Genomic DNA, 23,155 nt, shown 5'->3' on the forward strand with positions numbered 1-23,155 from the left:
TGGCTGCACCTCTATGCCTTGCGGACGTTGACCATGAAGGCCTTGGTTTCCGGGATGCCCGTGTTGGGATCGCCGACTGAGGGGCTGAGCAGGTTGGCCGAGTCCGCGCCGCCCGCATTGGGCTGCATCCAGCCGAACTGCCAGGGTATGCCCACCAGGTGCACCGTCCTGCCCATGACCGTCATGGGCTGAAGGCGCTGGGTCACGATTGCCGTCACCGTCACCGAGCCGCGAACGGATTCCAGCGTGGCCTTGTCGCCGTTCTGGATGCCGAGCTCGCGCGCCAGCTGCACGCTCAGCTCGCAGAAGCCCTGGGGCTGGCATTCGCGCAGCCAGCCGGTCTGGCGGGTCATGGTGCCGGACTGCCACTGCTCGGTGACGCGGTAGGTGGTGCAGACGTAGGGGTACTTGGGGTCCTCCACGGATTTGGGCTCGTGCGCGAAGGTCAGGGCCGTGGGATTGGAGCGCAACGGCGAGAAGGGCTGCACCTTCAGCGGGCTCTCCATGGGCTCGTAGTGCTCCGGGAAGGGGCCGTCCGCGCGGCCCGCGCCGAACAGGTGCCCGCAGCCGTCGGCCTGCATGATGAAGGGGTACTTCTCCCCGGGCTTCATGCCGCCGTCGGGCACGTCGCCAACCCATTTGCCGTCTTTCCAGGCGATGACCGGGCGGGCGGGGTTGGTGGGGTTGCCGGCGTTGTCGGTGGAGGCCCGGTTGTAGAGGATGCGCCTGTTGGCGGGCCAGGAGTAGGCCCAGTTGGGGAACAGGCCCAGGGCCTCCTGGACGGAGTCCTGCGTGCGGTCGCGCCGGGCCATCATGTTGCCGGCATCGGTGTAGGAGCCCGAGAAGATCCAGCAGCCGCAGCAGGTGGAGCCGTCGTCGGTGAGGGTCGCGAACCCGGGCACCTGTTGCCCGGCCTTGAAGGTCTGGCCGCCCACCGTGGCGTCCTTGAGGAAGGTGCCGTTGAGCCGCTTGGCTACCTTTGCCGCGTCATAGGTGTCGCCGGTTTCGTAGTCGACGAACAGCCCGGCGATTGGTTCGGGGAACGCCCCCCCCTCCTTGGCGTAGAGCGCCCGGATGTGCTTCCACAATCCCAGCATGATGTCGCCGTCGGAGCGGGACTGGCCCATGGGGGCCGCGTTGCGGTGGCGCCACTGGAGCCAACGCCCCGAGTTGACCACCGCGCCTTCCTTCTCCACGCTGATGCAGGCCGGGAGCAGGAACACTTCGGTCTTGATCTTCTTGGGGTCCACGCCCGGGCCGCGCCAGAAGTTGGAGCTCTCGTTGTGGAAGAGGTTGACGTTGACCATGAAGTCCAGCGTCTCGAAGGCCTTGCGCGTCTTGCCCGCGTTGGCGCTGCCACCTGCGGGGTTTTGGCCCCAGACGAACAGGCCCTTGAAGCCGCCCTGGGTCATGCGTTCGAAGATGGAGAGCCACGTGTAGTCGATGATCCTCACGTCATCGACCTTGGGCATCCAGGCGTAGCCGGTCTCCAGGTCGGGCTCCGGATAGACGGCCTTGATGTAGGAGGCCATGTATTTCGGGTAGTTGGACCACCAGTTCAGGCTCATGGGGTCCTTGTTCTTCGGGGTGGCCCCATTCAGGTATTCGGCCAGGGTGGTCCAGGATGCCTTGGGCGTGGCCAGATAGCCCGGGAGGTAGTCGCAGATGAGAGCGATGTCCGTGGTGCCCTGTACGTTGGATTCGCCGCGCAGGGCGTTCACGCCGCCGCCCGCCACGCCGATGTTGCCCAGCAGCAGCTGGATCATGGCCAGGGAGCGGATGTTCTGCACGCCCACGGTGTGCTGGCACTGGCCCATGGCGTAGAGGATGGTCCCGGACTTGTCCGGCTTGCCCGTGGCCGCGAAGGTGCTCCAGACGAGCTCCAGCTTCTCCTTGGGGATGCCCGTGACGGAGGAGACCGTGTCGATGTCGTAGCGGGAGTAGTGCTTCTTGAGCAGCTGCATCACGCAACGCGGGTGGGCCAGGGTCTGGTCCTTCTTCGGGACGCCGTTCTCGTCGGTCTCGTAGGCCCAGCTTGATTTGTCGTAGGCCGTCTTGGCGGTGTCCCAGCCGGAGAAGTAGCCGTCCTTGAAGGAGAAACCCTCGCTCACGATGAAGGGAGCGTTGGTGTACTCCGCCACGTAGGGCATCTGGAAGAGGTTGTTGTCCAGGATGTACTTCATCATCCCGCCGAAGAAGGCCACGTCCGTGCCGGAGCGGATGAAGGAGTGGATGTCCGCCTTGGCGGAGGTGCGGGTGAAGCGCGGGTCGACGTGGATGAGCGTGGCCCCGTTCTCCATGGCGCGCGTCACCCACTTGAAGGAGATGGGGTGGTTCTCTGCGGCGTTGCTGCCCATGATGAGCAGCACGTCGGCGTTCTTGAGGTCGATCCAGTGGTTGGTCATGGCCCCGCGCCCGAAGGATTCGGCCAGGGCGCCCACGGTGGAGCTGTGGCAGATGCGGGCGTGGCTGTCGATGTAGACGAGGCCCAGGGCGCGCAGCATGGCCTGGAGCAGCCAGCCCTCCTCGTTGTCGATGGCGGCCGAGCCCACCGAGGCCAGGGCTCTGGTGCGGTTCAGGGGCTGGCCCTTGGCGTTGGCTGTCTCGAAGCTGGCGTCGCGCACGTCCTTGACCTTGCGGGCGATGCGGGCCAGCGCCCAATCCCAGGGCTTCTCCTCCCACTTGTCGGAGTAGGGAGCGCGGTAGAGCACGCTGGTGACGCGGGGGCTCTGCTCCGTGGTCTCGAAGATGGAGGAGCCCTTGGGGCAGAGGGTGCCCTCGTTGATGGGATGGTCGGGGTCGCCCTCGATGTTCACGGCGCGCCCGGTGGCGGGGTTGGTGTTCACCAGCAGCCCGCAGCCCACCGCGCAGTAGCAGCAGATCGACGTGCCCACCTTCGTGTCGGCTGTTTTCAGGGTATAGGCGTAGGCTCGTGCCGGGGACAGGTCGAACCCGAGGCCGCCGAAGGCCGCCGCGGTGGCCGTGGCCGTCGCCGCCTTGAGGAAGTCGCGTCGTTTCAAGTTCATGGGATGCTCCTTAGCGCTCGGTGTGGCATCCGGCGCAGTCCACCGGGCCGTGGGGCTTGTCCTGCTTCTTCGCGGCCTGATGGCAGCCCATGCAGCTCATCCCCGGTCCGTGGAAGGGGGTGCGGAAGAAGAGCGGATCGTCGCTGGATGCCTCGGCCTTGTCATGGCACCCGGAGTTGGTGCAGCGCATGATTCCGTCGTCGGCGTAGCCGGCGTGGTGACAGGCCGTGCAGGCCAGCTCGCCGTGGGCCTTGTGGGGCATGAGCACCCGGGGCTTGGTGGGCTTCACCGAGTCAGGGAGGCTGATTCGCGTGCCGGTTCTGGGCGGCATGGGGTGGTGCACCGAGGTGGCGGGGTCCATGGCCACGGTGTGGCAGGCGGAGCAGTGCCCGAGGCCGCCCAGGGGAAGGGAGACGCCCTGGTACTGCATGGGGGCGATGTCGTCCCTGTCGCGGCCGTATGGGTTGTCGGAGGGGTACAGGGCGTGCGCCGGGCCGTGGCAGGCCGCGCAGGCCAGACCGCCAATGAGGTCCTTGCGGGCGGCGAAGGGCGGTTCGTCCGGTTGCGTCCACTTGCCCACCGCCGAGGCGGTGGAGGCCAGCGGCCGGGTCTTGAAGTCGTGGCACCCGCCGCAGGAGGGCTGCTGCACGTGGGCGGCCCGGGGTACGACGCCGGGGGCGCGGCCGGGGATGGCCGAGAGCAGCCTGGCGGCGGTCTTCTTGTTGGCTTCGGCCTCGAAGGTCAGCAGCGCGGCGGCGTGGTTCTCCATGTCGCCGTGGCAGCGGGTGCAGTTCACGCCCCTGGCCTGGTGCTGGTCCCTGGCGATCCTGCTCGCGGCCCCCTGCGGATGGCAATTGGCGCAGGCCGCCGCGCCCATGCCGGTCAGGCGGGTGGCGTGGAAGCCGTGCATGGAGGCCGAGAGGGACATGGTGTCCGTCTTGAGGGCGTCGTCATGGCAGGAAGAGCAGGCCCTGGGCCTGCCCGCCCTGGCCTCCGCCAGCAGCTTGGTGCCGCTGCGCTTGTCGTGCGCGGTGAGGATGGCCGTGGCGGTCTCCGTGGAGATGCCCGGTTTGGAGGAGGCCCCGCCGTGGCAGTTGGCGCAGGCGAACTCCGTGCTGACGGGCAGCTCGGCCTTGGTCACAGCCAGGATCGCGCCGCTGGCCGCGTCCCGGGCCTCCACCCGCACCAGCGGGTAGGGCATGTAGGAGCCGTCGGCGGCGTAGGGCGTCACCGGGAGCTGCTCGGCCACGAAGCCGCCGTTCAGGGAGCGCATCTCCCCGCGCACGCCGTTGCCGGACGGCCCCGTGTCGCGGGACAGTTCGCTCCCCCTCAGGGAGCGGGAGAACTCGTAGTAGCGCGACACGGACGACGGCTCGGCCATGCCCTCTATGGAGTAGGAGAGCACCACCCCGTCCGTGAACTGCTGCGGGTTCTCCCCCCGCTTGACCAGCTCCGCGCGTAGGGTGGCGAAGGGCGCGAAAAGGCTGAACAGGGCGTCGCAGTCGCTCACCTGGCGCAGGGAGGACTCGCTCCAGGCGCTCAGGACATAGGGCGAACCGTCGGGATCGAACGCCGGAACGCCGGTCGGCAGCCCCAGGCCGGGCGCGGGCGGGTTCACGATGAGCGTGGGCGCGCGGGCGGCTTTCTGGACGGCCGCCGGTGTTTTCGCCTGCGGCTCGGACTTGATCTGAGCGGCGGCGGATGGTTGCGCCAGCATGATGGCGGCTGCGGCCAGGGCCGCGCCGAACATGCGCAGGTGTGGGTTTCGGAGCGCCATCGGCACCTCGAGGTTGAAGGTTGAACGCAGACCTCCCGGCCTGGACGGCATTCCCTCTGTTTCAGGGCGTGCGATGTCATGCGGGAGCTTCAGGCCCGGGATGACAGGCCTTATTGTGCTCACATACTCCTTCCTGTTGAAAGAATGCAAGTACGAACACGCTTCAATGCCTGACGGGTCGAAATTGTGAAGATCGGGCGGGATAACGCTCGAAATCCAGGGCCAAGCTTAGGTATGCTTGTTTTGGCATAGCAAATCATCATGCCCGGCTTTGGTTGCCATAGTCCGACAGTCAGGAAGGCGAACGATCCAGCATGATTTTTTTTTACATATTGTCAGCCCAGAGGGAATGCTGTTATTAAACGGAGGGTTTTTAATCCCAAGGAGGGCAATCACATGAAACGTATTCTGCTGGTTTCGAGCATGTGCCTCATGCTGGCATTCGGCTTCGCGGTTTCTGGCTTCACGGCGGACGGAGCGGAACTCTACCGCAAGTGCGCGGGTTGCCACGGCCCTGACGGCAGCAAGCTCAAGAGCAAGGCCGAGGCCGACGTCCTGAAGGCGCTCACCGGCTACAAGGATAAGACCTACGGCGGCGACAAGAAGGCGATCATGGAAAGCATCGCCAAAAACCTGTCTCCCGAAGACATCCAGACCCTGGCCAAGTATATCTCCACCTTGTAGGCTTGAGGCCCGCAGGTATGGCGATTTGCTGTTCAAGAAGGCCCGCCGCCCAGGCGGGCCCGCTTTTCCTGGGGGCGCTGCTCCTGCTTCTGGGGCTGATACTTCCGGCCGGGTTCAGCCTGGCCCATCAGGAGGAGCAGCCCGGGCACGAGCATCCCGCCGGGGGGGGCGCGCCTTCGGCCGTGGGCGTCCAGGAGAGGCTGGGCCAGGCCATCCCGGACGACATCGTCATGCGCGACGAGACCGGTCGCGAGGTGAACGTCAAGGAGCTGGTGAAGATCCCCACCATCCTGGTGCCGGTCTATTATTCCTGCCCCAACGACTGCAACCTCCTGCTGGGCAGCCTGGCCCAGGTGCTTCCGCTGGTCTCCCTGGAGCCCGGCAAGGACTTCCAGGTGGTCTCGGTCAGCTTCGACGAGCAGGACACCCCCCAGGTGGCTGCCAGACGCAAGAACGACTTCGTCACCTCCATGGGTGATCGCTTCCCTGCCCGCAACTGGACCTTCCTCACCGGGGACGAGGCCAACATCCGCAAGCTCACGGACGCCGTGGGCTTCGGGTTCCAGCGCGACGGCAAGGCCTTCAAGCACCCTGTGGTGCTGGTGGCGCTGTCGCCCTCGGGCAAGGTGGTGCGCTACCTCTACGGGGTGACGCCCCTGCCGTTCGACATCACCATGGCCGCCACCGAGGCCGCCCGCGAGACCGTGGGGCTTTCGGTGCGGCGCGCCATCGCCATGTGCTACAGTTACGACCCGCAAGGCCGGCAATACGTGTTCGACCTGATGAAGGTCTCCGGGGCGGGGATCCTCGCGGCCATGGCGCTGTTCGGGGTTTTCCTGTATTTCGGCGGCAGGAAGAAGAAATAGCGTGAGTCTTCGCCCTCAGCGCCGCCTTTGGGGGCGCGTTCGCGGGGCGTTTTTGTTTTCGGGGGGTTCATGGATCACGGCAACGTCGGCGGCCTCGGCTTCCTCGCCCCGGCCCCAGGCAGGAAAGGGCTCCTTTCCTGGATAGGGACCACTGACCACAAGCGCATCGGCCTGCTGTACATGGGCTGCGTCGGCTTCATGTTTTTCTGCGGCGCCGCCCTGGGCATGATCCTGCGCCTCAAGCTCATGACGCCGGGCAGCACGCTGGTGGGGCCGCAGACCTACAACGCCATGTTCACGCTGCACGGCGTGATCATGATCTTCCTGGTGGTCATCCCGAGCATCCCGGCCTCACTGGGCAACATCCTGCTGCCCTTGCAGATCGGCGCGGAGGACGTCTCCTTCCCCAGGCTCAACCTGTTCTCCTGGTGGCTCTACGTGCTGGGCGCCACGCTGGCGGTGGTCTCCATCTTCACCGGCTCCGGCGCGCCGGACACGGGCTGGACCTTCTACGTCCCCTTCAGCGAGCGCACCACCACCAACGTCTCCCTTGCCGTGACAGCCGTGACGATCCTGGGCTTCTCCTCCATCCTTACGGGGTTGAACTTCGTAACCACCATCCACCGGCTTCGGGCACCGGGCATGACCTGGACGCGCCTGCCGCTGTTCGTGTGGTCCTTGTACGCCACGGCCTGGATCCAGGTGCTGGCCACGCCCATCCTGGGCATCACCCTGGTGTTGGTGTTCGCGGAGCGCGTGCTGAACCTGGGCCTGTTCGACCCTGGGCGCGGCGGGGACCCGCTGCTCTATCAGCACCTGTTCTGGATCTACTCCCACCCGGCCGTGTACATCATGGTGCTGCCCGCCATGGGGGTGATCTCGGACATCATACCCGTGTTCGCCCGCAAGAACATCTTCGGCTACAAGATGATCGCGTTCTCAAGCCTTGCCATCGCCTTCGCGGGCTCGCTGGTCTGGGCGCACCACATGTTCACCAGCGGCATGAGCGACACGGCGGTGCTGGTGTTCTCCTTCCTGACGTTCATCGTGGCCATCCCCTCGGCCATCAAGGTGTTCAACTGGGTCTCCACGCTCTACAAGGGCTCCATCAGCGTGGAGCCACCGCTGCTGTTCTCGCTGGGCTTCATCTTCATGTTCTCGGTGGGGGGCCTCACAGGGCTGGTCCAGGGCGCCGCGGGCACGGACATCCACGTGCACGACACCTATTTCATCGTGGGCCACTTCCACTACGTCATCTTCGGCGGCACCGGCCTGGGCATGTTCGCCGCCCTGCACTTCTGGCTGCCCAAGATATTCGGCAGAATGTACGACAGGGGGGTGGCCAAGCTCTCCTTCTGGATCATCCTTGTGGGCATGAACGTGCTGTACTTCCCCATGTTCATCCTGGGGCTGGAGGGCCTGCCCCGGCGCTATTACGACTACCTGCCCAAGTACGCCCACGGGCAGGTGCTCTCCACCATCGGCTCCTGGATCCTGGCTGTGGGCCTGGTCATCATGTTCGCCAACCTCTACCGGGGCATGCGGCGCGGCCCCCTGGCCGGTGACAACCCCTGGGGCGCGGCCACCCTGGAGTGGACCACCAGCTCCCCGCCGCCCACGAACAACTTCGAGGTTGAGCCCGTGGTGACGCACGGCCCCTACGACTTCCGCGGGGTCGCGCGCCATGAGTGAGCACCGGGATTACGCCGGGGGCAAGCTCGGGATGTGGATCTTCCTGTTCACGGAGATCCTGCTCTTCGGCGGGCTGTTCCTGCTCTACGCGGCCTACCTGCACCGCTACCCGGCGGACTTCAACGCCGGGGGCAAGCAGCTTGACGTGGTGCTCGGCGCGGCCAACACGATCATCCTCATCACCTCCAGCTTCACGGTGGCCGCCTCCATCACGGCCCTGCGCCTGGGCCAGACCGCGCGCTGCCTGTGGCTGCTGGCCGCCACCGTGGCGCTGGCCCTGGGCTTCCTGGTGAACAAGTTCTTCGAGTGGAGCGCCAAGATCGGCCACGGCATCTACCCCGGTTCGCAGCACCTGCTGCAGATGCCCCCCGGCGAGAACCTTTTCTTCGGGCTCTATTACGCCATGACAGGCCTGCACGGGCTGCACGTGCTCATCGGGGCGACCCTGCTGTCGGTCACGGCGGCGCTTGTCCGCAAAGGCAGGGTGACCCAAGGGAACTTCGGCCTGCTGGAGAACGCCGGGCTGTACTGGCACCTGGTGGACCTGGTCTGGATTTTCCTGTTCCCCCTATTCTACCTGATAGCCTAGGCAAAGGCGGCTTTACATGTCCCACGCGCAGAACGAATCCGGGTCGCACCCGTTGAGCTACCGCTTCCTGGCGGCAATCTGGGCCGCGCTGCTCACGCTCACGGCCCTGACAATATTCGCGGCCCGGATCGACCTGGGCTTCTTCAACGTGGTGGCGGCGCTGGGCATCGCCAGTATCAAGTCGTCGCTGGTGATCTTCTTCTTCATGCACCTCAAGTACGAGAACAGGACGATCAAGACCATGGTGCTTGTGGCGTTCGTGGTGCTGGCGATCTGCATCGGGCTCACATTCTTCGACGTGGGCTTCAGGCGGTGAGGGGGATATGAACCAGGCCTACGATGCGGTCGCCGGTGTCGACCGGACCTTCCTTATCATCTTCGTCACGGCGGCGGCGCTCCTGGTGATGGTCACCATCACCATGATCTTCTTCGTGGTTCGCTACGACCGCAGACGCAACCCCGTGCCCAGCGACATCGACGGCAACCTCTGGGCGGAGATCGCCTGGACGGTGATTCCCACGCTCATCGTGCTGGCCCTGTTCCACTACGGCTGGACCAGCTACCAGGGCCTGCGCACCGTGCCCCCGGACGCCATGGAGGTGTCCGTGACCGCCAGGATGTGGTCCTGGAGCTTCAGCTACGACGGCGGCCGCCACAGCGACGTGCTGGTTGTGCCCGTGGGCCGGGCCGTGAAGCTCAACATCACCTCCAAGGACGTGATCCACGGCGTGTTCGTGCCCGCGTTCCGCATCAAGGTGGACGCCGTTCCCGGCATGACCACTCACGCCTGGTTCCGTGCGGAAAAGCCCGGCGAGTACGACCTGTTCTGCTCGGTGTACTGCGGTCTCAAACACGCGGACATGCACACCACGGTGCGCGCCGTCTCCGAAGAGGAATTCAAGAAGTGGCTGGCCGAGGCCCCTGCGCAGGGCGTCCACCCGGGCAAGGCGCTGCTTGAGCGCTACGGCTGCCTGGGCTGCCACACCCTGGACGGGAGCGAGTCCGTGGGCCCCACCCTCAAGGGCATCGCCGGGACCAAGGTGGTGCTGGTCACTCCCAAGGGCGTGGAAAGCACAGTCACGGTGGACGCCGCCTACCTGAAGGAGGCCATCGCCGGAAAGAAGGAAGCCACGATGAAGGGCTTCGATCCGTTGATGCCCAGCTTCGGAGGCCAGATCCCGGAAGCCGACATCGATCAGATGGTGGATTACCTGCTCAAGGGCGACCAGGCCGCGCCGCCGGACGGCGCTGCAATCGCCGAGAGCCAGGGCTGCACGGGCTGCCACTCCACGGACGGCTCCGTCATCGTGGGGCCGAGCTTCAAGGGGCTCATGGGCTCCGTGGCCCATGTGGCCGTGGACGGCGCCGAGCGGGACGAGGTGGTGAACAGGGCCTACGTGCTGGACGTGTTGTCCCACCCTGAGAAACACAGGGTGAAGGGCTTCGATCCGATCATGCCGGCCTACCCGCAGCTGACCGAGCAGGAGAAACAGGCCCTGCTGAACTACCTGGAATCCTTGGCAAATGCACCGGAGCATGGGGGCCCGGAGCAGGGGGGACATGAGCACCAGACCCACGAGGGTCACAAGTGATCCGTGAGATCCCGGCGCTGGTCCGGCCGAGGCTGTGCGGCCTGGCCGCGGTGGCCGCTTTGGCGGGCTACGTCTGCTTCAAACCCGCCGCCGGCTTCGACCTGGCCTGCACGCTCGTGGGCGCGCTGCTACTGGCGGCTGGCAGCGGGGCGCTCAACCAGCTCCAGGAGCGCTCCACGGATCGGCTCATGGCCCGCACGGCCTCACGTCCGCTGGCTTCCGGCAGGCTCAGTGCGCCCGGAGCGATGATCTTCATCGTTTCATGTCTCGGCGCGTCCCTGGCGCTGCTGGCCCTGACCGGGGCCGGAGCCGTGGCGGTGTGGGCCGTGGTGCTGCTGGTCTACAACGGTCTGTACACGCCGCTCAAACGCCGGACTCCCTTCGCCATCCTGATAGGGGGCGTGGCCGGGGCCATGCCGCCGCTGCTGGGCTGGTGCGCGGCTGGCGGCGATCCTGCCGATTGCCGCATTCTTGCCCTGGCGGGGATGCTCTACCTGTGGCAGGTCCCCCATTTCTGGATACTGGCGCAGCGCCATGAGGAGGAATACAGGGCTGCGGGGCTGCCTGTTTTCACCGGGCGCTTCCACAGCCGGTCTGGCTTCGCCGTTTCGATTTGGCTGGCGTGCTACGGGCTGAGCGTCCTGCTTCTGCCCGCGTTGGGCCTTGTCGCCACGCCCTGGCTGGGGTTTGTGCTGGTGGCGGCCGGAGCTGGCGTCATGTCCGTGGGCCTTTTCGGGGGCTTCCGTGGCTGCCGTGGATTCCATATCTTGAACGCTTCTTTGGTTTTTCTCTTCATTGTGCTTGCCGCTGACGCCACTATTCGCCTCGTCTGAACTCATCCTGCTGTAATCTTGAAGTATAATATGTGTTGTGGCCTTACATGCCAGCGTATAATAACACGTCTTGTATTTGTTGGTTCAAGGCCGGTGGGCACCGGCCTGTGGTTCTCAATTTCGTCTGGATAAATACGCGTCTTCAACTGGCCATGTGGGGGTGATCGTGCGGAAAGCCTATCTCGCTGCAGTAGTTGTACTGTTGGGTCTGCTTGTTCCCGGGGAACTGTTTGCCGCTAGCGGCTCAATCCACGGCCGTGTGGTCGATCCCAACGGAAACCCCATAACGGGGATGACCGTGTGGGCGTTCGCCAAACCATCAGGAGCCTGTAACAATAGCTGGACGTATTCGACAACCGTGAATCCCGGAGATATAGTTGACGGATATTTCACGCTCAACATCGAGGCCGGGTCCAACATTTATGTGCAGGTTGGTAAACCCACAGCTACGTGCAACTACACCCCCTCCTGGTACAAGGCGAGCCTCAGCTCGCCCTATGACGGGTATGACTGCCTGAACGCCACTGCAATCACGGTAACCGCTGGGCAGACCAAGGAGCTTGGCAACATCGTGCTGCAACCCGGCGGCGCGGTGACCGGCAGCGTTATGGATGGAAGCACGCCTGTCGGCGGCAACTCCATTTACATCGGCAACATGTTCGCGCCTACTACCGGCACAGCCTGCAACAGCCGCCAAGTCTATTCCATCTCAGTCAATGCTGACGGCACGTTCGCTTTCTATGGAGTGCCGTTGGGCAACAACTATTTCCGCTTCTCCAGCTCCGACCCATCCCAGCCGTACCCGGTCTCCTACTGGGATGGCTCTCATGGAGCGACGCCCTGCAGCAGCGGAACCCCTGTCAATGTGAGCGCGGGAAGCAACCCCGCCCTGAATTTCCAGATCGCCAAAGGCGTTATCATCTCCGGCAAAGTCACCAGCTCCGGCGTAAACGTCCAAGGCATGTCAGTGGGCGCATATTCCGGCACCCCCTGCGGCAACTGGGGCTGGGTGACCGGCGTCTCGACGGACTCCAGCGGCAATTACTCAATGGTTGCCCCTTCGGGATTGAATTACTATGTCCGCGCGGACAGCACCAACGCCAGCACCAAGTTGAACTATGTTCCTCTCTGGTGGGACGGCGCAACGGGCGCAATGAATTGTCAGGGCGCTGTGACCACAGCCAACACGCAGCCCGGCTCGACCAACGCCAACGTCAACTTCTCCGTCTCTCCCGGCGCCATCATCACCGGCAAACTCTCCGACGGCAACGCCCAGGCCATCACTTCGGGCAACGTGAGCGTCTACAACGGGAACGCCTGCTCGGGGTACAGTTACCAGACAGCCACCAGCTCTTTCGATTCTCAGGGCAACTTCTCGATTTACGGCGTGGCCCCTGGCAACGTGCTGTTGCGCTCAAGCGCTAACGGCAAGGTGTCCATGTGGTGGGATGGGACGCAGGGCAGCCCGCTGTGCTCAAGCGCCCAGCAGGTGGCCGTGAGCAGCGGGCAGACCTACAACGGGTTCAACTTCGTCATGCCCGCGGGGGGGAGCATCTCCGGTGTGGTGCGCGACACCAACAACGCTCCGATTCCCGGCGTGTGGGTGGTCGCCAGCTACGGCGTGAGCAACGGATCCGTCGGCGCGGTCCAGACGAACGGGAGCGGCCAGTACACCATAAGCAACCTCCCCGCCGGAACCATCAATGTCACGGCCCAGGGCGGGTCGTCGGGACTGAACTTCGACACCCGCTGGTGGGAGGGCGCCGACAGCGACGGCACACTGTACTGGTTCCAGGCCAAGCCCGTGCAGGTGGTCATGTCCGCAAACACGGGCTCCATCGACTTCAAGCTCCATGCGACCGGCAGCGTGAGCGGCACGGTCACGGACCACACGGGCGCCCCCCTGGCGAACGTGAACGTCTTCGCGCTTCTGGACCCCAACGGCTATTCCGTCGCCGCGACCTCCACGGCCGGCAACGGCACGTACACCCTCCGGGGCGTGCCTAACGGCTCCTTCATCCTCTCCAAGCCCGCAAGCGCTGGATACAACAACGTCAACTCCTGGTGGACCGGCTCGGCCCTGACCAGCGATCCGGCCAAGGCCAGGCCCATAGCCCTGGGCGCCAACGCCAGCCAGGTCATCAACTTCCAGACGCCGCAGGGCGCCATCGTCACTGGCACGGTCCTCGACGCCTCCAACGCCCAGCCCGCTGCGGGCGTGCCCGTGCGAGTGGACGTCAAGGGCGCCAACGGCTTCTATACGGGATCAAGCGCGACCACCGGCAGCGACGGAACCTTCACAATCAAGGGCATCCCGGCCACCACCAACGGCCGCCTGGGCACCTCGACCTCGGGTCCCGGATTCTGCTTCTCCTGGTGGGACGGCGTTGGGGCGAACACCAACCCCAAGTCCTACAAGGCGCTTAATCTCTCCGAAGGAACCACCACTTCGGGCTTCAACCTGAGCCTCACCAAGGGCGCGTCCATAAGCGGCACGGTCACGGACGGCACCGTTCCCTTGCAGAACGTGCAGGTAATGGCATTGACCAACGGCCCTTGCGCCTACCCCGATCAATACGTCAACGCGAGGACCGACTATTACGGCAATTACACCATTACGGGCATCCCGCCCAACACCCCGGTGACGGTGCGCACTGATTCCACCCCCAGACTGCAGTCCTTCGCGCCCAAGTGGCGCACCGCCGGCGGGGACACAACGGTGTGCTCCCAGGCCGCCGGTTTCTCGCTCGCGTCCGGGGCGCAGACGAACGGAGTCGACTTCACGCTCGCACCGGGCGGTTCGGTCAGCGGCAAGATCACCAGCGCCGGCTCGGCCTTGCCCGGCATGAACGTGGTTGCATCCTCCGACACGGCCTGCTCTGGCTCCTTCCTGCAGAGCGGGGCGACCGACTGGGATGGCAACTATACACTCTACGGCCTGCCGCTCTCGTCCAACATCTATGTAGGCAGCAAGGCCAAGAACATGCCCTACGGCGACAAGTACTGGAACGGCGCCACCGGCGGAAGTTGCGCCAGCGCGCAGCCCGTGGTCATCAATCCGGCCCAGCCTTCCGTCACCGGTATCAACCTCGTGCTGCTCAAGATCACCACCCTGATGGGTGCGCTCATGCAGCTTTTGACCAACTGATCCCGCATCTCGCTTCATCGGCGACAAAACCAGCCCCCCGGCCCGCTGTGCCGGGGGGCTTTCTGTTGCCGATTCCCAAGGTGGATGTGGTTTTCGAAACCGGAAGCTCTCCTTGTTGACGCGCAACTCGCGGCTATCCTATATATGCCGAATCAGACATAAGGAGATGCCCATGCGCAAACTGCTCGCCTTGTTCGCGTTTTTCGTGACAGCCCCCGGATTCGCCCTCGCCCAGGAAGCCCCGAAAGTCACCGAAACCTACGGTTCCGGCCCCAAGGTGTTCAGCCTGGCCACCGGCAGCCCCGGCGAACTGGGCCTTTTGAAGCAGTTGGGCGAGGCTTTCGGCAAGAAGGCGGGGGCGAGCATGCAGTGGTACAAGGCCGGAACGGGGCAGTCCCTTGATATGCTCAAGGCCAAGAAGGTGGACATGGTCATGGTGCATGCCCCGGCCAAGGTCGACCAGGCCGTGAAGGAGGGCTGGGCGATCAAGAAGACGCTCATCGGTTCCAACGAGTTCTTCATCGTGGGCCCGGCTTCCGACCCCTCGGGCATCTCCAAGGCCAAGACCGCCGTGCAGGCCTACCAGGACGCGGCCACGGGCAAGGCTCCGTTCTTCTCCCGCGGGGACAACTCCGGCACCCACCAGAAGGAGATGGCCATCTGGAAGGCGGCCGGGATCGAGCCATCCGGCCCCTGGTACATCGTCACCAAGGATTTCATGACCGCAACGCTCAAACGCGCGGAGACCGAGCAGGGCTACTTCATGACCGATTCCAGCACCTGGGTCGCCGAAAAGAACAACACGCCCAAGCTCAAGGTGCTTTTCTCGGGCGACAAGATGCTCGTGAACACCTACCACGCCCTGGCCCAGCCCGAGGGCGCCACCCCCGGAGCCGAAACCGCCTCCGCCTTCATCGACTTTGTCGCCTCGGAGGAGGGGCAGAACATCATCCGCTCCTTCGGGAAGGCCCAGTACGGCGAATCGCTCTACAACGACGCCGCCTACGCCAAGAAGTACGACGACTGAGAAATACACGGCTCCCCGGAAAGCACACGGCCCGCGATCCGCATCAGCTCCCGCCGGAACCAAAACCGAGCGTGAGCGAGCGGCCCCTCTTGGCGCAGGCCTGGGTGCATTCGCCGCAGACGTTGCATTCCCACTCCAGCCCCTTGCCCGCCATGCGGGGGTTGAGGTCAAGCGGACAGGCCCGGCCGCACTGCTCGTCGCCCCTGGAACAGGTGCAGCGCCTGGGATCGAAGCGCACGCGCAGCCCTATCGGAGAAAATCGGTGCGTCAGTTGCAGCAGCAGGGACTGCGGGCACACGTACCGGCACCAGAGCCTTCGCCCGGCCAGGGCCTCGGCCCCCAGCGCGCCCGCGAGCAGCAACAGGCCCGGGAGCGCCAGCTCCTGTTGGTTGAACCAGGCCTGGAAGATGCGCGAATACCAGCCGGGGAGCGAGAAGTGGTTGAGCATCGGCGGCAGGCCGGACAGCGCCAGGGCCAGGCAGGCGAGGGCGGCGAGCACGGCCTTGAGCCTCCAGCCCTGTTTACGGAGGCTGGAGGGGATGCCGCGCAGGCTCCAGGCCAGGTCCGAGAGCGTCCCGAACGGGCAGGCCCAGGAGCAGAACACCGGCCCCAGCGCAAAGGCCATACCCAGAGCCACGCCGCCGCCCAGCACGATCTTCCAGGGCAGGGCGAGCGAACCGAGGCAGACCTGCACGGCGGCCAGGGGGTCGGCCAGGGGGAAACCCAGGATCGAGAAGGAGAGGAAGTTGCCGGAGAGCCGCTCCCAACCTTGGGAATTGAGCCAGGCCAGCACCGGGTAGCCCAGGAGCACGCTCGCCTGGAAGCAGCGGCGCACGGTCTTCAGGCGCGGGTTCATGCGTGCCGCCTCATCATACGAAGGGTGACGCGAAGGGGTTTCATGCTCCGAAAATCCTTTCCAGCAACGCGGCGAGCGGGCTGCGGCCTTCCGCCCTCGTGTCTATGCATTGGGCCGGGCAGACGTGCTCGCACACGCCGCAGCCCACGCATTCCTTGGTGATGACGGGGTACAGCCCGACCTCCAGCTCGATGGCCCTGGCCTTGAGGGGGCATTTCTCGAAGCAGGTCTTGCAGAGCACGGAGCCGATGTAGGTGTAGCAGCGGGTGCGATCGATGAAGGCTGTGCCCATGCCCGCCTGGCGCTTGTCCACCGGGCGCAGGGCTCCGGTGGGGCAGGCCGGTCCGCAACGCATGCACAGCCAGCAGGGGATGCGCTTGGGCTCAACGCGCGGCGTGCCCGATTCCAGCGGGTCGAACCCCGCATCGAGCACGATGGAGCGGAACGGGCAGGCGTCGGCGCATTGGCCGCACTGGGTGCAGAGCCTGCGGAATTCCTTGCCTGGAGCCGCTCCGGGGGGCCTGAGCGGGATCATGCGTCCCCGTCCGCTTCCAGTTCGTCCTCCATGTTCACGGAAGTGGGCAGCACCACGCCCACGCCCTCCATCTCGCTGATCCCGCGCAGGCGGCTTTCCAGTTCGGAGGCGGGAGCCTCCAGCACGTACACCAGGGAGCCGTCCTCGGACCCTCCGAAGCAGCTCAAGCCTTCAAGGCCCTCCAGCCGCATCCGCAGGGCATCCGGTCCCATGCCCGCGGCGGGCATGACCACAAGCCCGGTGATGGCCATCCTAGGCCTTCCTGACCTTCACGGCGCAGATCTTGAACTCCGGCTCCTTGGAGATGTCGTCCACCGCGTCGTTGGTGAGGTCGTTGATGAGCTTCTTCTTGTCGAAGAAGGGCACGAACACCAGGCCGGGTCTGCAGACCTCGCCCACCTTGGCGGGCAGGTCCATGCTGCCGCGCCTGCTCTCCAGTCGCACCGTGTCGCCGTTGGCGATGCCCAGCTTCTTGGCATCGGCTTCGTTCAGCTCAACGTAGGCATCGGGGAAGGCGTTCCTCAACTCGGGCACCTTGCCGGTCATGGTGGCGGTGTGCCAGTGGTCGATGACGCGGCCGGTGGTCAGCACGAAGGGGAAGTCCGCATCCGGCTCCTCGGCGGCCGGTCGGTGGGGCCGCATCCAGACGTAGGCCTTCTTTTCCGGAGTGCCGTAGAAGAACATGCGATCGGGGTGGTCCGCGGGAACGAGCGGGTCCTCGCCGCGCACATAGCGCATCTTGGTGCCGGGGTGGTCCTCCGTGGGGCAGGGCCAGAGGATGCCGGACTCCTTGCGCAGGCGCTCACGCGTGATGCCCGCGAAGTTGTAGGGCGTTCCCGCGCTCATGCGCCGCCATTCGTCCCACACGTCGGCCGAATCCTTGTAGGGCACGAGCTTGGGGTCCACGCCCATGCGCGTGGCGAAATCCACCAGGATGTTCACCGAGGGCTTGGCCTGGCCCGGCGGATCGACGGCCTTGCCCACGAGGGAGTAGCGGCGCTCGGAGCAGCCGTACACGCCTTCTCGCTCGCACCAGAAGGCGGGCGGCAGCACCACGTCGGCGTAGCGCAGGGTCTCGGCGTCGCCGAAGGCCTCGATGCAGACCACGAAGGCGTCCTCCCTGGCCAGGGCCGCCGTGTACTTCTTGGCGTTGGGCATGGATTGGGCCGGGTTGGTGCACAGGATGAGCATGCACTTGAGCTTGCCCTGGCCCATGGCCTCGAACATGGCCACGGTGTGGTAGCCGGGGTTGGGGTTGATGGTGCCCTCGGGCACGCCCCAGAACTTCTCCACCTGGGCCCGGTGCTCAGGGTTGGCGATGAGGCGACCGGCGGGCAACAGGTGGGAGAGGGTGCCCGTGTCGCGCACGCCGCCGCAGGCGTTGGGCTGGCCAGTGAGGGAGAATGACGTGGAGCCGGGCTTGCCGATCTTGCCGGTTATCAGGTGCAGGTTGTGCACGAGCTGGTTGGCGAAAACGCCCCACTTGCGCTGGTTAAGCCCCATGCACCACAGGCTCATGGTGGAGGGGGAGTTGGCGAACAGCCGGGCCGCCTCGATGATCTGCTTGGGGTCGAGCCCGGTGATCTGGCCGACCTTCTCGGGGGAGTAGTCCTCCAGGAACTTGCGGTAGTCCTCGAAGGACTTGTCCACGGGCTTGCCGTCCTCCATGGCCTTGAACAGCGCGTACCTGGAGTGGAAGCGGTTGTCGTCCAGCTCCTCCTTGAGGAGCACGTGGGCCATGCCGTTGAGCAGGGCCAGGTCGGTGCCCGGCTTGAGGGGCAGGTGCATGTCCGCGATGCGGGCCGTGTTTGTAACGCGCGGGTCCGCCACGATGATCTTGACCTGCTTGTCCTTCTGCTTGCGGCTGGCGATGCGCTTGAACAGCACCGGGTGGCATTCCGAGGTGTTGGAGCCGACGATGAAGAAGCAGGTGGCGGCGTCCATGTCGGAGTAAGAGCCCATGGGCTCGTCCTTGCCGAAGGAGCCGGTGTAGCCGCCCACGGCGGAGGCCATGCACAGCCGTGGGTTGCCGTCCACGTTGTTGCATTTGAGCCCTGCCTTGAAGATCTTGTTGGCCAGGTAAGACTCCTCGGTGAGGTTCTGACCGGATCCGTAATAGCCCACCGATTCGGGGCCGTTCTTGGCGATGGACTCCTTGAACTTGGAGACCACCAGGTTCATGGCCTCGTCCCAACTGGCGGGGGCGAGCTGGCCCTTCTTGCCGCCCTTGCGGATCATGGGCTGGGTCACCCTGTCCGGGGCGTAGATCACCGGGGCGAGCAGGGCGCCCTTGAGGCAGAGCAGGCCCTCGTTGTGGTTGTTGGGGTCGCCTTTGACCATGATGGCCTTGCCCCCGGTGACGCCAACGAGCACGCCGCAGCCGGTGCCGCAGTAGCGGCAGACGCCCTTGACCCACTTCTCCACCTGCTGCTGGCCCTGCGGCGATGCGGACCAGGCGAAGGGAGTCCCCAGGGCCGCGAATGCGGTTGCCGCGGCGGAAAGCTTCAGGAAGTCGCGCCGGGACTGGTTCATTTCTTGGCCTCCTCTTCAAGCTTGGTCTTGGATTCGCTCTTCTCGTAGGCTTGGTGGTGCAGCGAGTTCTGATGGAACGGGTGGCAGCCGTAACAGTCGGCGCGCAAACCGAATTTCTGGCGCATGGTCTTGATGGCCGGATCGTGGCAGCGGACGCAAACGATATCGGGGTCGGGCTTGGCGGAGAAGGGGATGGCCCCCTTGTTGTCCGGGGAACCGTGGCACAGGGCGCACTTGACCAGATCGACCCCGTGCTTGGATTCGTACCAGTTCTGGGCCGACTTGGGCGAAACCTTCAGGTGGCACCCGTAGCAGTCCACCTGCTGGTCCTTCTTGCCTTCAAGGTGCTTGAAGGCTTCGCAGCGAGTCTGGGGGAAGGCGCGGTTGACGTACAGGAAAAAAACCAGGCCCAGGACAGCCGCGCCGGAGAGGACTATCAAGGTCCATTTCACGGGCCTGGACTTCAAGCACTCCATGCAACTGCTCATTTCTTCTCCTCCTCCAGGGCGGCCAGGCGCGCCGCGAACTTGGCGTTAACGGCGTACCGGGAGTCGAACTCCGGCAGATGGGCCATGTTTTGATGGCAGCCGACGCAATTGGAGCGCGTATTGCCCGACTTCTCGGCGTTCAGGGCCTGGTATGCGTCGTGGGCCTGCTTGCCGATTTCGGAAATGGGCTCGTTCTTGACGTTCTTGTTCAGGTCCTTGTGGCAGGCGAGGCAGTTCTCATCGGGTACGAAGCGGCGGGTGAACTGCTGGAGCTTGAGTCTGTCGAGGTCTTCGGGGTTGCCGAAATAGTGGGCGTAGATGTCCTTGATGCCGAAAACCAGCTTGATGGAGGCCCAACGCAACCCGGTGGGCGGGATGTGGCATTGCGAGCAGGAAATTTCTTTTTTTTCCGCGTCCTTGACGTGCGATGAGACTTGAAGCTCCTGCTGATGGCGCTTCATTTCGTGGCAGGAGACGCAGTATTGCGTTGACGATGTGTCGGCGAAGCCCGGCGGAGACCCCTGTGATGCGGACGACAGGCCGGCCAGGGAGGCCAGGCAAGCGAACCCCAGAAGCAATCGGGAGGCTTTTTTCATAGCGCTTCGCCTTATTGGGATATTTTGACCGGTATACCTGCCTTGCTTGCCGATAAATGTGACCTGGGTCACATAGTAGCGCAACGCGCACGGTTTTCAATTTTTTTCGTGTGGAATTCATGAAGGGCGCGCCCTCGGCTTGACAAACAAGGCCGAATCGGTGGAGGCGCCCTCTGGCGCTGCAACGCGCATCCCATACAGGAGTCGATACGTGAACGGAACCGAGCGCAAGAACATCTTCCCGGGGTGCCGGGTGCTCATCATCCTCAAGCAGGATCAGCGCACCGGCAAGACCACCGAGGGCATCGTGAAGGATCTGCTGACCAAGTCACCCCACCATTCGCGGGGCATCAAGGTGCGCCTGACCAGCGGGGCCGTGGGGCGGGTGGCGAAGATACTGGACGGCCCGGCCTAGAAAGGGAGGGACATGTCCATGCACATCTATGTTGACGCCGACGCCCTGCCCAACCCGATCAAGGAGATCCTGTTCCGGGCGGCGGTCAGGCTTCGTACGGGCCTGACCCTGGTGGCCAACAAGACGCTCCAGGTGCCGGTTTCGGAGCACATCGCCGCCATCCGGGTGGGTCAGGGCTTCGACGTGGTGGACGCGGCCATCGTGGAGCGCGTCCAACCCGGCGACCTGGTGATAACGGCGGACATCCCTCTTGCCGCCCTGGTGATAGAGCGGGACGCCCACGCCCTGAGCCCCAGGGGGGAGCTGTTCTCCAAGGAGAACATCCAGGGACGCCTGGCCATGCGAAACCTGCTTTGCGAACTGCGCGACGGCGGCGTGATGACCGGCGGACCGCCGCCCCTCTCCAACCGGGACCGCGAGGCCTTCGCCAACGCCCTGGACATCTTCATGACGAGGCAACTGGCGGCCAAGCGGGGGTAGCCCGGGAAGACAACCCCTTCAGCACATGGAAATGGCCGCAATCGGCACAAGTCCGCCCTAAAAAACAGCGGACCGGCAGGTTGCCCGCCGGTCCGCACTGAGTCAATGTACGCCACCGAAGCGCGCCATAGAGCCGGTCAGCCTGCGCTGACCATCCCGATCCACTTCCAGTAGGTCAGCACCATCAGGCTCATGAACACCACTGCCAGCAGGCTTATCACGACGCCGGTCTTCTGAAGCTCCCCGGCGGTGATGTGCCCGGTGCCCATGGCAACGGCGTTGGGCATGTTGCTCACCGGCAGGATGTACTGGTGGGGCATGTTCAGGCCGAGGATAAGGGCGAAGGTCATGGGGTCCGCCCCGATGGCCGTGGCGTGGGCGATGATGATGGGGGTGAGCGCCGTGGTCTTGGGGCCGCCGCCGGTGAAGAAAACCTGCAGCCCCGTGATGACCCAGAGCAGAATGATGAGCTGGGCGGCCTGGGGCATGGGCGCGATGGGGGAGAACATCACCCCGGCCAGCCACTTGGCCGCCCCCGAGCTGACGAGGGCCGCGCCGAGCGAGAGGCCAGCTCCGTACACGATGAACACGTTCCAGGGCACCCGCTTCTGAGCCTCCTGCCAGGTCATGACGCCGAACCGGGGCCACAGCACCAGGATCACGGCCACCATGCCCACGATCACCACGTTGATCTTATGGATGGAATCGGTGGCCCAGAGCAGCAGGATGAAGCAGAACACCACCAGAGTGTAGATCTCCTTGCCCTTGATCCTGCCCAGAGCCTCGAGTTCACGGCGGATGTAGGAATGCCCTTCGCCCAGGCTCTTGACCTCGGGTTTCCACATGGCCGCGATCACGAAGACGGAGAGGAAGGCCAGGCTGAAGGCGGGCGGCGCGGCGGCCTTGAACCAGTCCGACCAGGAGATGGCCTTCTTGGTGGCCGATTCGATGAGCCCCACCGTCACGGGGTTGCCCACGTGGGCGGTGAGCACGCCGATGCTCATGATGGTGCCGCTCATGGCCACGATGAAAATCAGGGCCTTGACGATGTTGCTCTGGCCCTCCTTGGCGTTGAAGGCCATGCCGATGCCCATGACGATGGGCAGCATGAGCAGCGTCCTGGCCGTGATGGACGGCACCAGGAAGGTGAGCACCAGCATGACCGTGGCCACGGCCCAGTATATCCTGATGGGCGAGCCGCCGGCCAAGTTCACCAGGAAGAGGGCTATCCTCTTGGATAAGCAGGATTTCTCCATCCCTGCGGCCATGACGAAGCCGATGACGATGAGCCATAGCGCCGTGTTGGAGTAGCCGGAGAAGGCATTGGCGACGGTGGTCGCGTTCAGGGCGGCCAGCAGGAAGACGATCATGAAGCCGCTGGTGGCGTCGTCCACGGCCTGCGTCACCCATACCACGATGGCGAACACGGCCACTGCCAGGGAGGCCTTGCCAGCGGGCGTGAGTCCGTCGATGGGGGGGAGAAGCCAGATGATGCCAGAAAGGGAAGCGAAGGCGAGAGCGAGCCCAATCCATTTTTTAGCGGTCACGGCGGGTTCCTTTCATTGAGGTTCAAGCCGAAACCCGTTCCGCGACGGATGGCGCTGTAGCCATCAGTGCGTGGCGGGAAGGGGGGCGGATCGACCGGAATGGCAGGGCCGCCAAGACGCCGACAGGTCAGTCGTGTCTGTTGAGACGAGCTCGAAAGCACGAAATCGTCAAAACATGGTAGGCTACCTATATGTTTTTACTATAAAAAGAAACAGTAGATGTCATGAGTCACAGCCAGGCGGGAGGGATGCTGAACCCAGGCACGTAGCGGAACTCGATTCGAAGGGGACTCATCTAAGGCAAAGTTTGATCGATGTCAGGGGCGCTCTCCGGAGGCCAACCACACCATTGAAAAAGGGGCTTAGGACCGTTGTCCTAAACCCCTGTTTTCGTGGTGCGCCCGACAGGATTTGAACCTGTGGCCTACGGATTCTTAGGCCTTGCCCCCGTGCTTCACACAACCTCCTCAAA

The 23,155-nt window shown here is 64.6% G+C and carries 20 protein-coding genes; 11 read left to right on the plus strand and 9 right to left on the minus strand.

Features of this window, described 5'->3' with window-relative positions:
* Positions 1-11: 11 nt before the first annotated feature.
* On the minus strand, positions 12-3,026 hold the full coding sequence (gene fdnG / locus MLE27_RS01130) for a formate dehydrogenase-N subunit alpha (RefSeq protein ID WP_243310013.1): 3,015 nt from the start codon (positions 3,024-3,026) through the stop codon (positions 12-14).
* 10 nt (positions 3,027-3,036) lie between these two features.
* Positions 3,037-4,803: a cytochrome c3 family protein gene (locus MLE27_RS01135; protein WP_243310014.1), complete on the minus strand. Its 1,767-nt coding sequence runs from the start codon at positions 4,801-4,803 to the stop codon at positions 3,037-3,039.
* A gap of 396 nt (positions 4,804-5,199) precedes the next feature.
* On the opposite strand from MLE27_RS01135, the gene MLE27_RS01140 reads away from it, so the two are divergent.
* The 9 genes from MLE27_RS01140 (at position 5,200) to MLE27_RS01180 (ending at position 15,234) form a co-directional block, all read left to right on the plus strand.
* Positions 5,200-5,487: a c-type cytochrome gene (locus tag MLE27_RS01140; protein WP_243310015.1), complete on the plus strand. Its 288-nt coding sequence runs from the start codon at positions 5,200-5,202 to the stop codon at positions 5,485-5,487.
* Positions 5,488-5,504: 17 nt separating this feature from the next.
* Positions 5,505-6,353, plus strand: a complete 849-nt coding sequence (locus MLE27_RS01145) for an SCO family protein (protein WP_243310016.1) — start codon at positions 5,505-5,507, stop codon at positions 6,351-6,353.
* A gap of 69 nt (positions 6,354-6,422) precedes the next feature.
* The gene (gene ctaD / locus MLE27_RS01150; protein ID WP_243310017.1) at positions 6,423-8,045 is read left to right on the plus strand and encodes a cytochrome c oxidase subunit I; all 1,623 of its coding nucleotides are present in this window, start codon (positions 6,423-6,425) and stop codon (positions 8,043-8,045) included.
* Positions 8,038-8,634, plus strand: coding sequence for a cytochrome c oxidase subunit 3 family protein (locus tag MLE27_RS01155; RefSeq protein ID WP_243310018.1), 597 nt, complete (start codon positions 8,038-8,040; stop codon positions 8,632-8,634). Before ctaD ends, MLE27_RS01155 begins: the two co-directional genes overlap by 8 nt.
* Positions 8,635-8,650: 16 nt before the next feature.
* On the plus strand, positions 8,651-8,950 hold the full coding sequence (locus MLE27_RS01160; RefSeq protein WP_243310019.1) for a cytochrome C oxidase subunit IV family protein: 300 nt from the start codon (positions 8,651-8,653) through the stop codon (positions 8,948-8,950).
* Positions 8,951-8,957: 7 nt separating this feature from the next.
* Positions 8,958-10,226, plus strand: a complete 1,269-nt coding sequence (gene coxB, locus MLE27_RS01165; RefSeq protein ID WP_243310020.1) for a cytochrome c oxidase subunit II — start codon at positions 8,958-8,960, stop codon at positions 10,224-10,226.
* Entirely contained in the window at positions 10,223-11,059 is an 837-nt protein-coding gene (locus tag MLE27_RS01170) for a protoheme IX farnesyltransferase (protein ID WP_243310021.1), read from the plus strand. Before coxB ends, MLE27_RS01170 begins: the two co-directional genes overlap by 4 nt.
* A 358-nt stretch (positions 11,060-11,417) precedes the next feature.
* Positions 11,418-14,207 (plus strand): carboxypeptidase regulatory-like domain-containing protein, encoded by a 2,790-nt coding sequence (locus MLE27_RS01175; protein ID WP_341482487.1) that lies wholly within the window; start codon positions 11,418-11,420, stop codon positions 14,205-14,207.
* A 172-nt stretch (positions 14,208-14,379) separates the two neighbouring features.
* Positions 14,380-15,234 (plus strand): ABC transporter substrate-binding protein, encoded by an 855-nt coding sequence (locus tag MLE27_RS01180; RefSeq protein WP_243310023.1) that lies wholly within the window; start codon positions 14,380-14,382, stop codon positions 15,232-15,234.
* A gap of 43 nt (positions 15,235-15,277) precedes the next feature.
* Here the strand turns inward: MLE27_RS01180 and MLE27_RS01185 are convergent, their stop codons facing one another.
* Genes MLE27_RS01185 through MLE27_RS01210 form a run of 6 tightly spaced genes read right to left on the minus strand, consistent with a single transcriptional unit; the run spans position 15,278 to position 20,241 of the window.
* Positions 15,278-16,090: a 4Fe-4S binding protein gene (locus tag MLE27_RS01185; RefSeq protein ID WP_243310024.1), complete on the minus strand. Its 813-nt coding sequence runs from the start codon at positions 16,088-16,090 to the stop codon at positions 15,278-15,280.
* Between the two features lie 40 nt (positions 16,091-16,130).
* Entirely contained in the window at positions 16,131-16,625 is a 495-nt protein-coding gene (locus MLE27_RS01190; RefSeq protein ID WP_243310025.1) for a 4Fe-4S dicluster domain-containing protein, read from the minus strand.
* Positions 16,622-16,876, minus strand: a complete 255-nt coding sequence (locus MLE27_RS01195) for a hypothetical protein (RefSeq protein WP_243310026.1) — start codon at positions 16,874-16,876, stop codon at positions 16,622-16,624. The genes MLE27_RS01190 and MLE27_RS01195 overlap by 4 nt, the downstream gene beginning before the upstream one ends.
* Before the next feature lies 1 nt (position 16,877).
* Positions 16,878-19,157: a molybdopterin oxidoreductase family protein gene (locus MLE27_RS01200; RefSeq protein ID WP_243310027.1), complete on the minus strand. Its 2,280-nt coding sequence runs from the start codon at positions 19,155-19,157 to the stop codon at positions 16,878-16,880.
* A complete protein-coding gene (locus MLE27_RS01205; protein ID WP_243310028.1) occupies positions 19,154-19,645 on the minus strand; it encodes a hypothetical protein in 492 nt (163 codons plus the stop codon). Before MLE27_RS01205 ends, MLE27_RS01200 begins: the two co-directional genes overlap by 4 nt.
* Positions 19,642-20,241, minus strand: coding sequence for a cytochrome c3 family protein (locus MLE27_RS01210; protein ID WP_243310029.1), 600 nt, complete (start codon positions 20,239-20,241; stop codon positions 19,642-19,644). The genes MLE27_RS01205 and MLE27_RS01210 overlap by 4 nt, the downstream gene beginning before the upstream one ends.
* 211 nt (positions 20,242-20,452) lie before the next feature.
* On the opposite strand from MLE27_RS01210, the gene MLE27_RS01215 reads away from it, so the two are divergent.
* Together MLE27_RS01215 and MLE27_RS01220 are read left to right on the plus strand one after the other, a co-directional pair.
* Positions 20,453-20,656 carry a YwbE family protein gene (locus MLE27_RS01215; protein ID WP_243310030.1) on the plus strand — a complete coding sequence of 68 codons (204 nt, stop codon included), beginning with the start codon at positions 20,453-20,455 and terminating at the stop codon, positions 20,654-20,656.
* Positions 20,657-20,674: 18 nt separating this feature from the next.
* Complete coding sequence (locus MLE27_RS01220; protein ID WP_243310078.1) at positions 20,675-21,136, plus strand: YaiI/YqxD family protein; 462 nt, start codon at positions 20,675-20,677, stop codon at positions 21,134-21,136.
* A 137-nt stretch (positions 21,137-21,273) separates the two neighbouring features.
* Here MLE27_RS01220 and MLE27_RS01225 read toward each other — a convergent pair whose 3' ends face one another.
* Positions 21,274-22,683: an SLC13 family permease gene (locus MLE27_RS01225; protein ID WP_243310031.1), complete on the minus strand. Its 1,410-nt coding sequence runs from the start codon at positions 22,681-22,683 to the stop codon at positions 21,274-21,276.
* Between the last annotated feature and the right edge of the window lie 472 nt (positions 22,684-23,155).

The organism is Fundidesulfovibrio agrisoli, from assembly GCF_022808715.1.
In the GTDB taxonomy this organism is placed as follows: Bacteria; Desulfobacterota; Desulfovibrionia; order Desulfovibrionales; family Desulfovibrionaceae; genus Fundidesulfovibrio; species Fundidesulfovibrio agrisoli.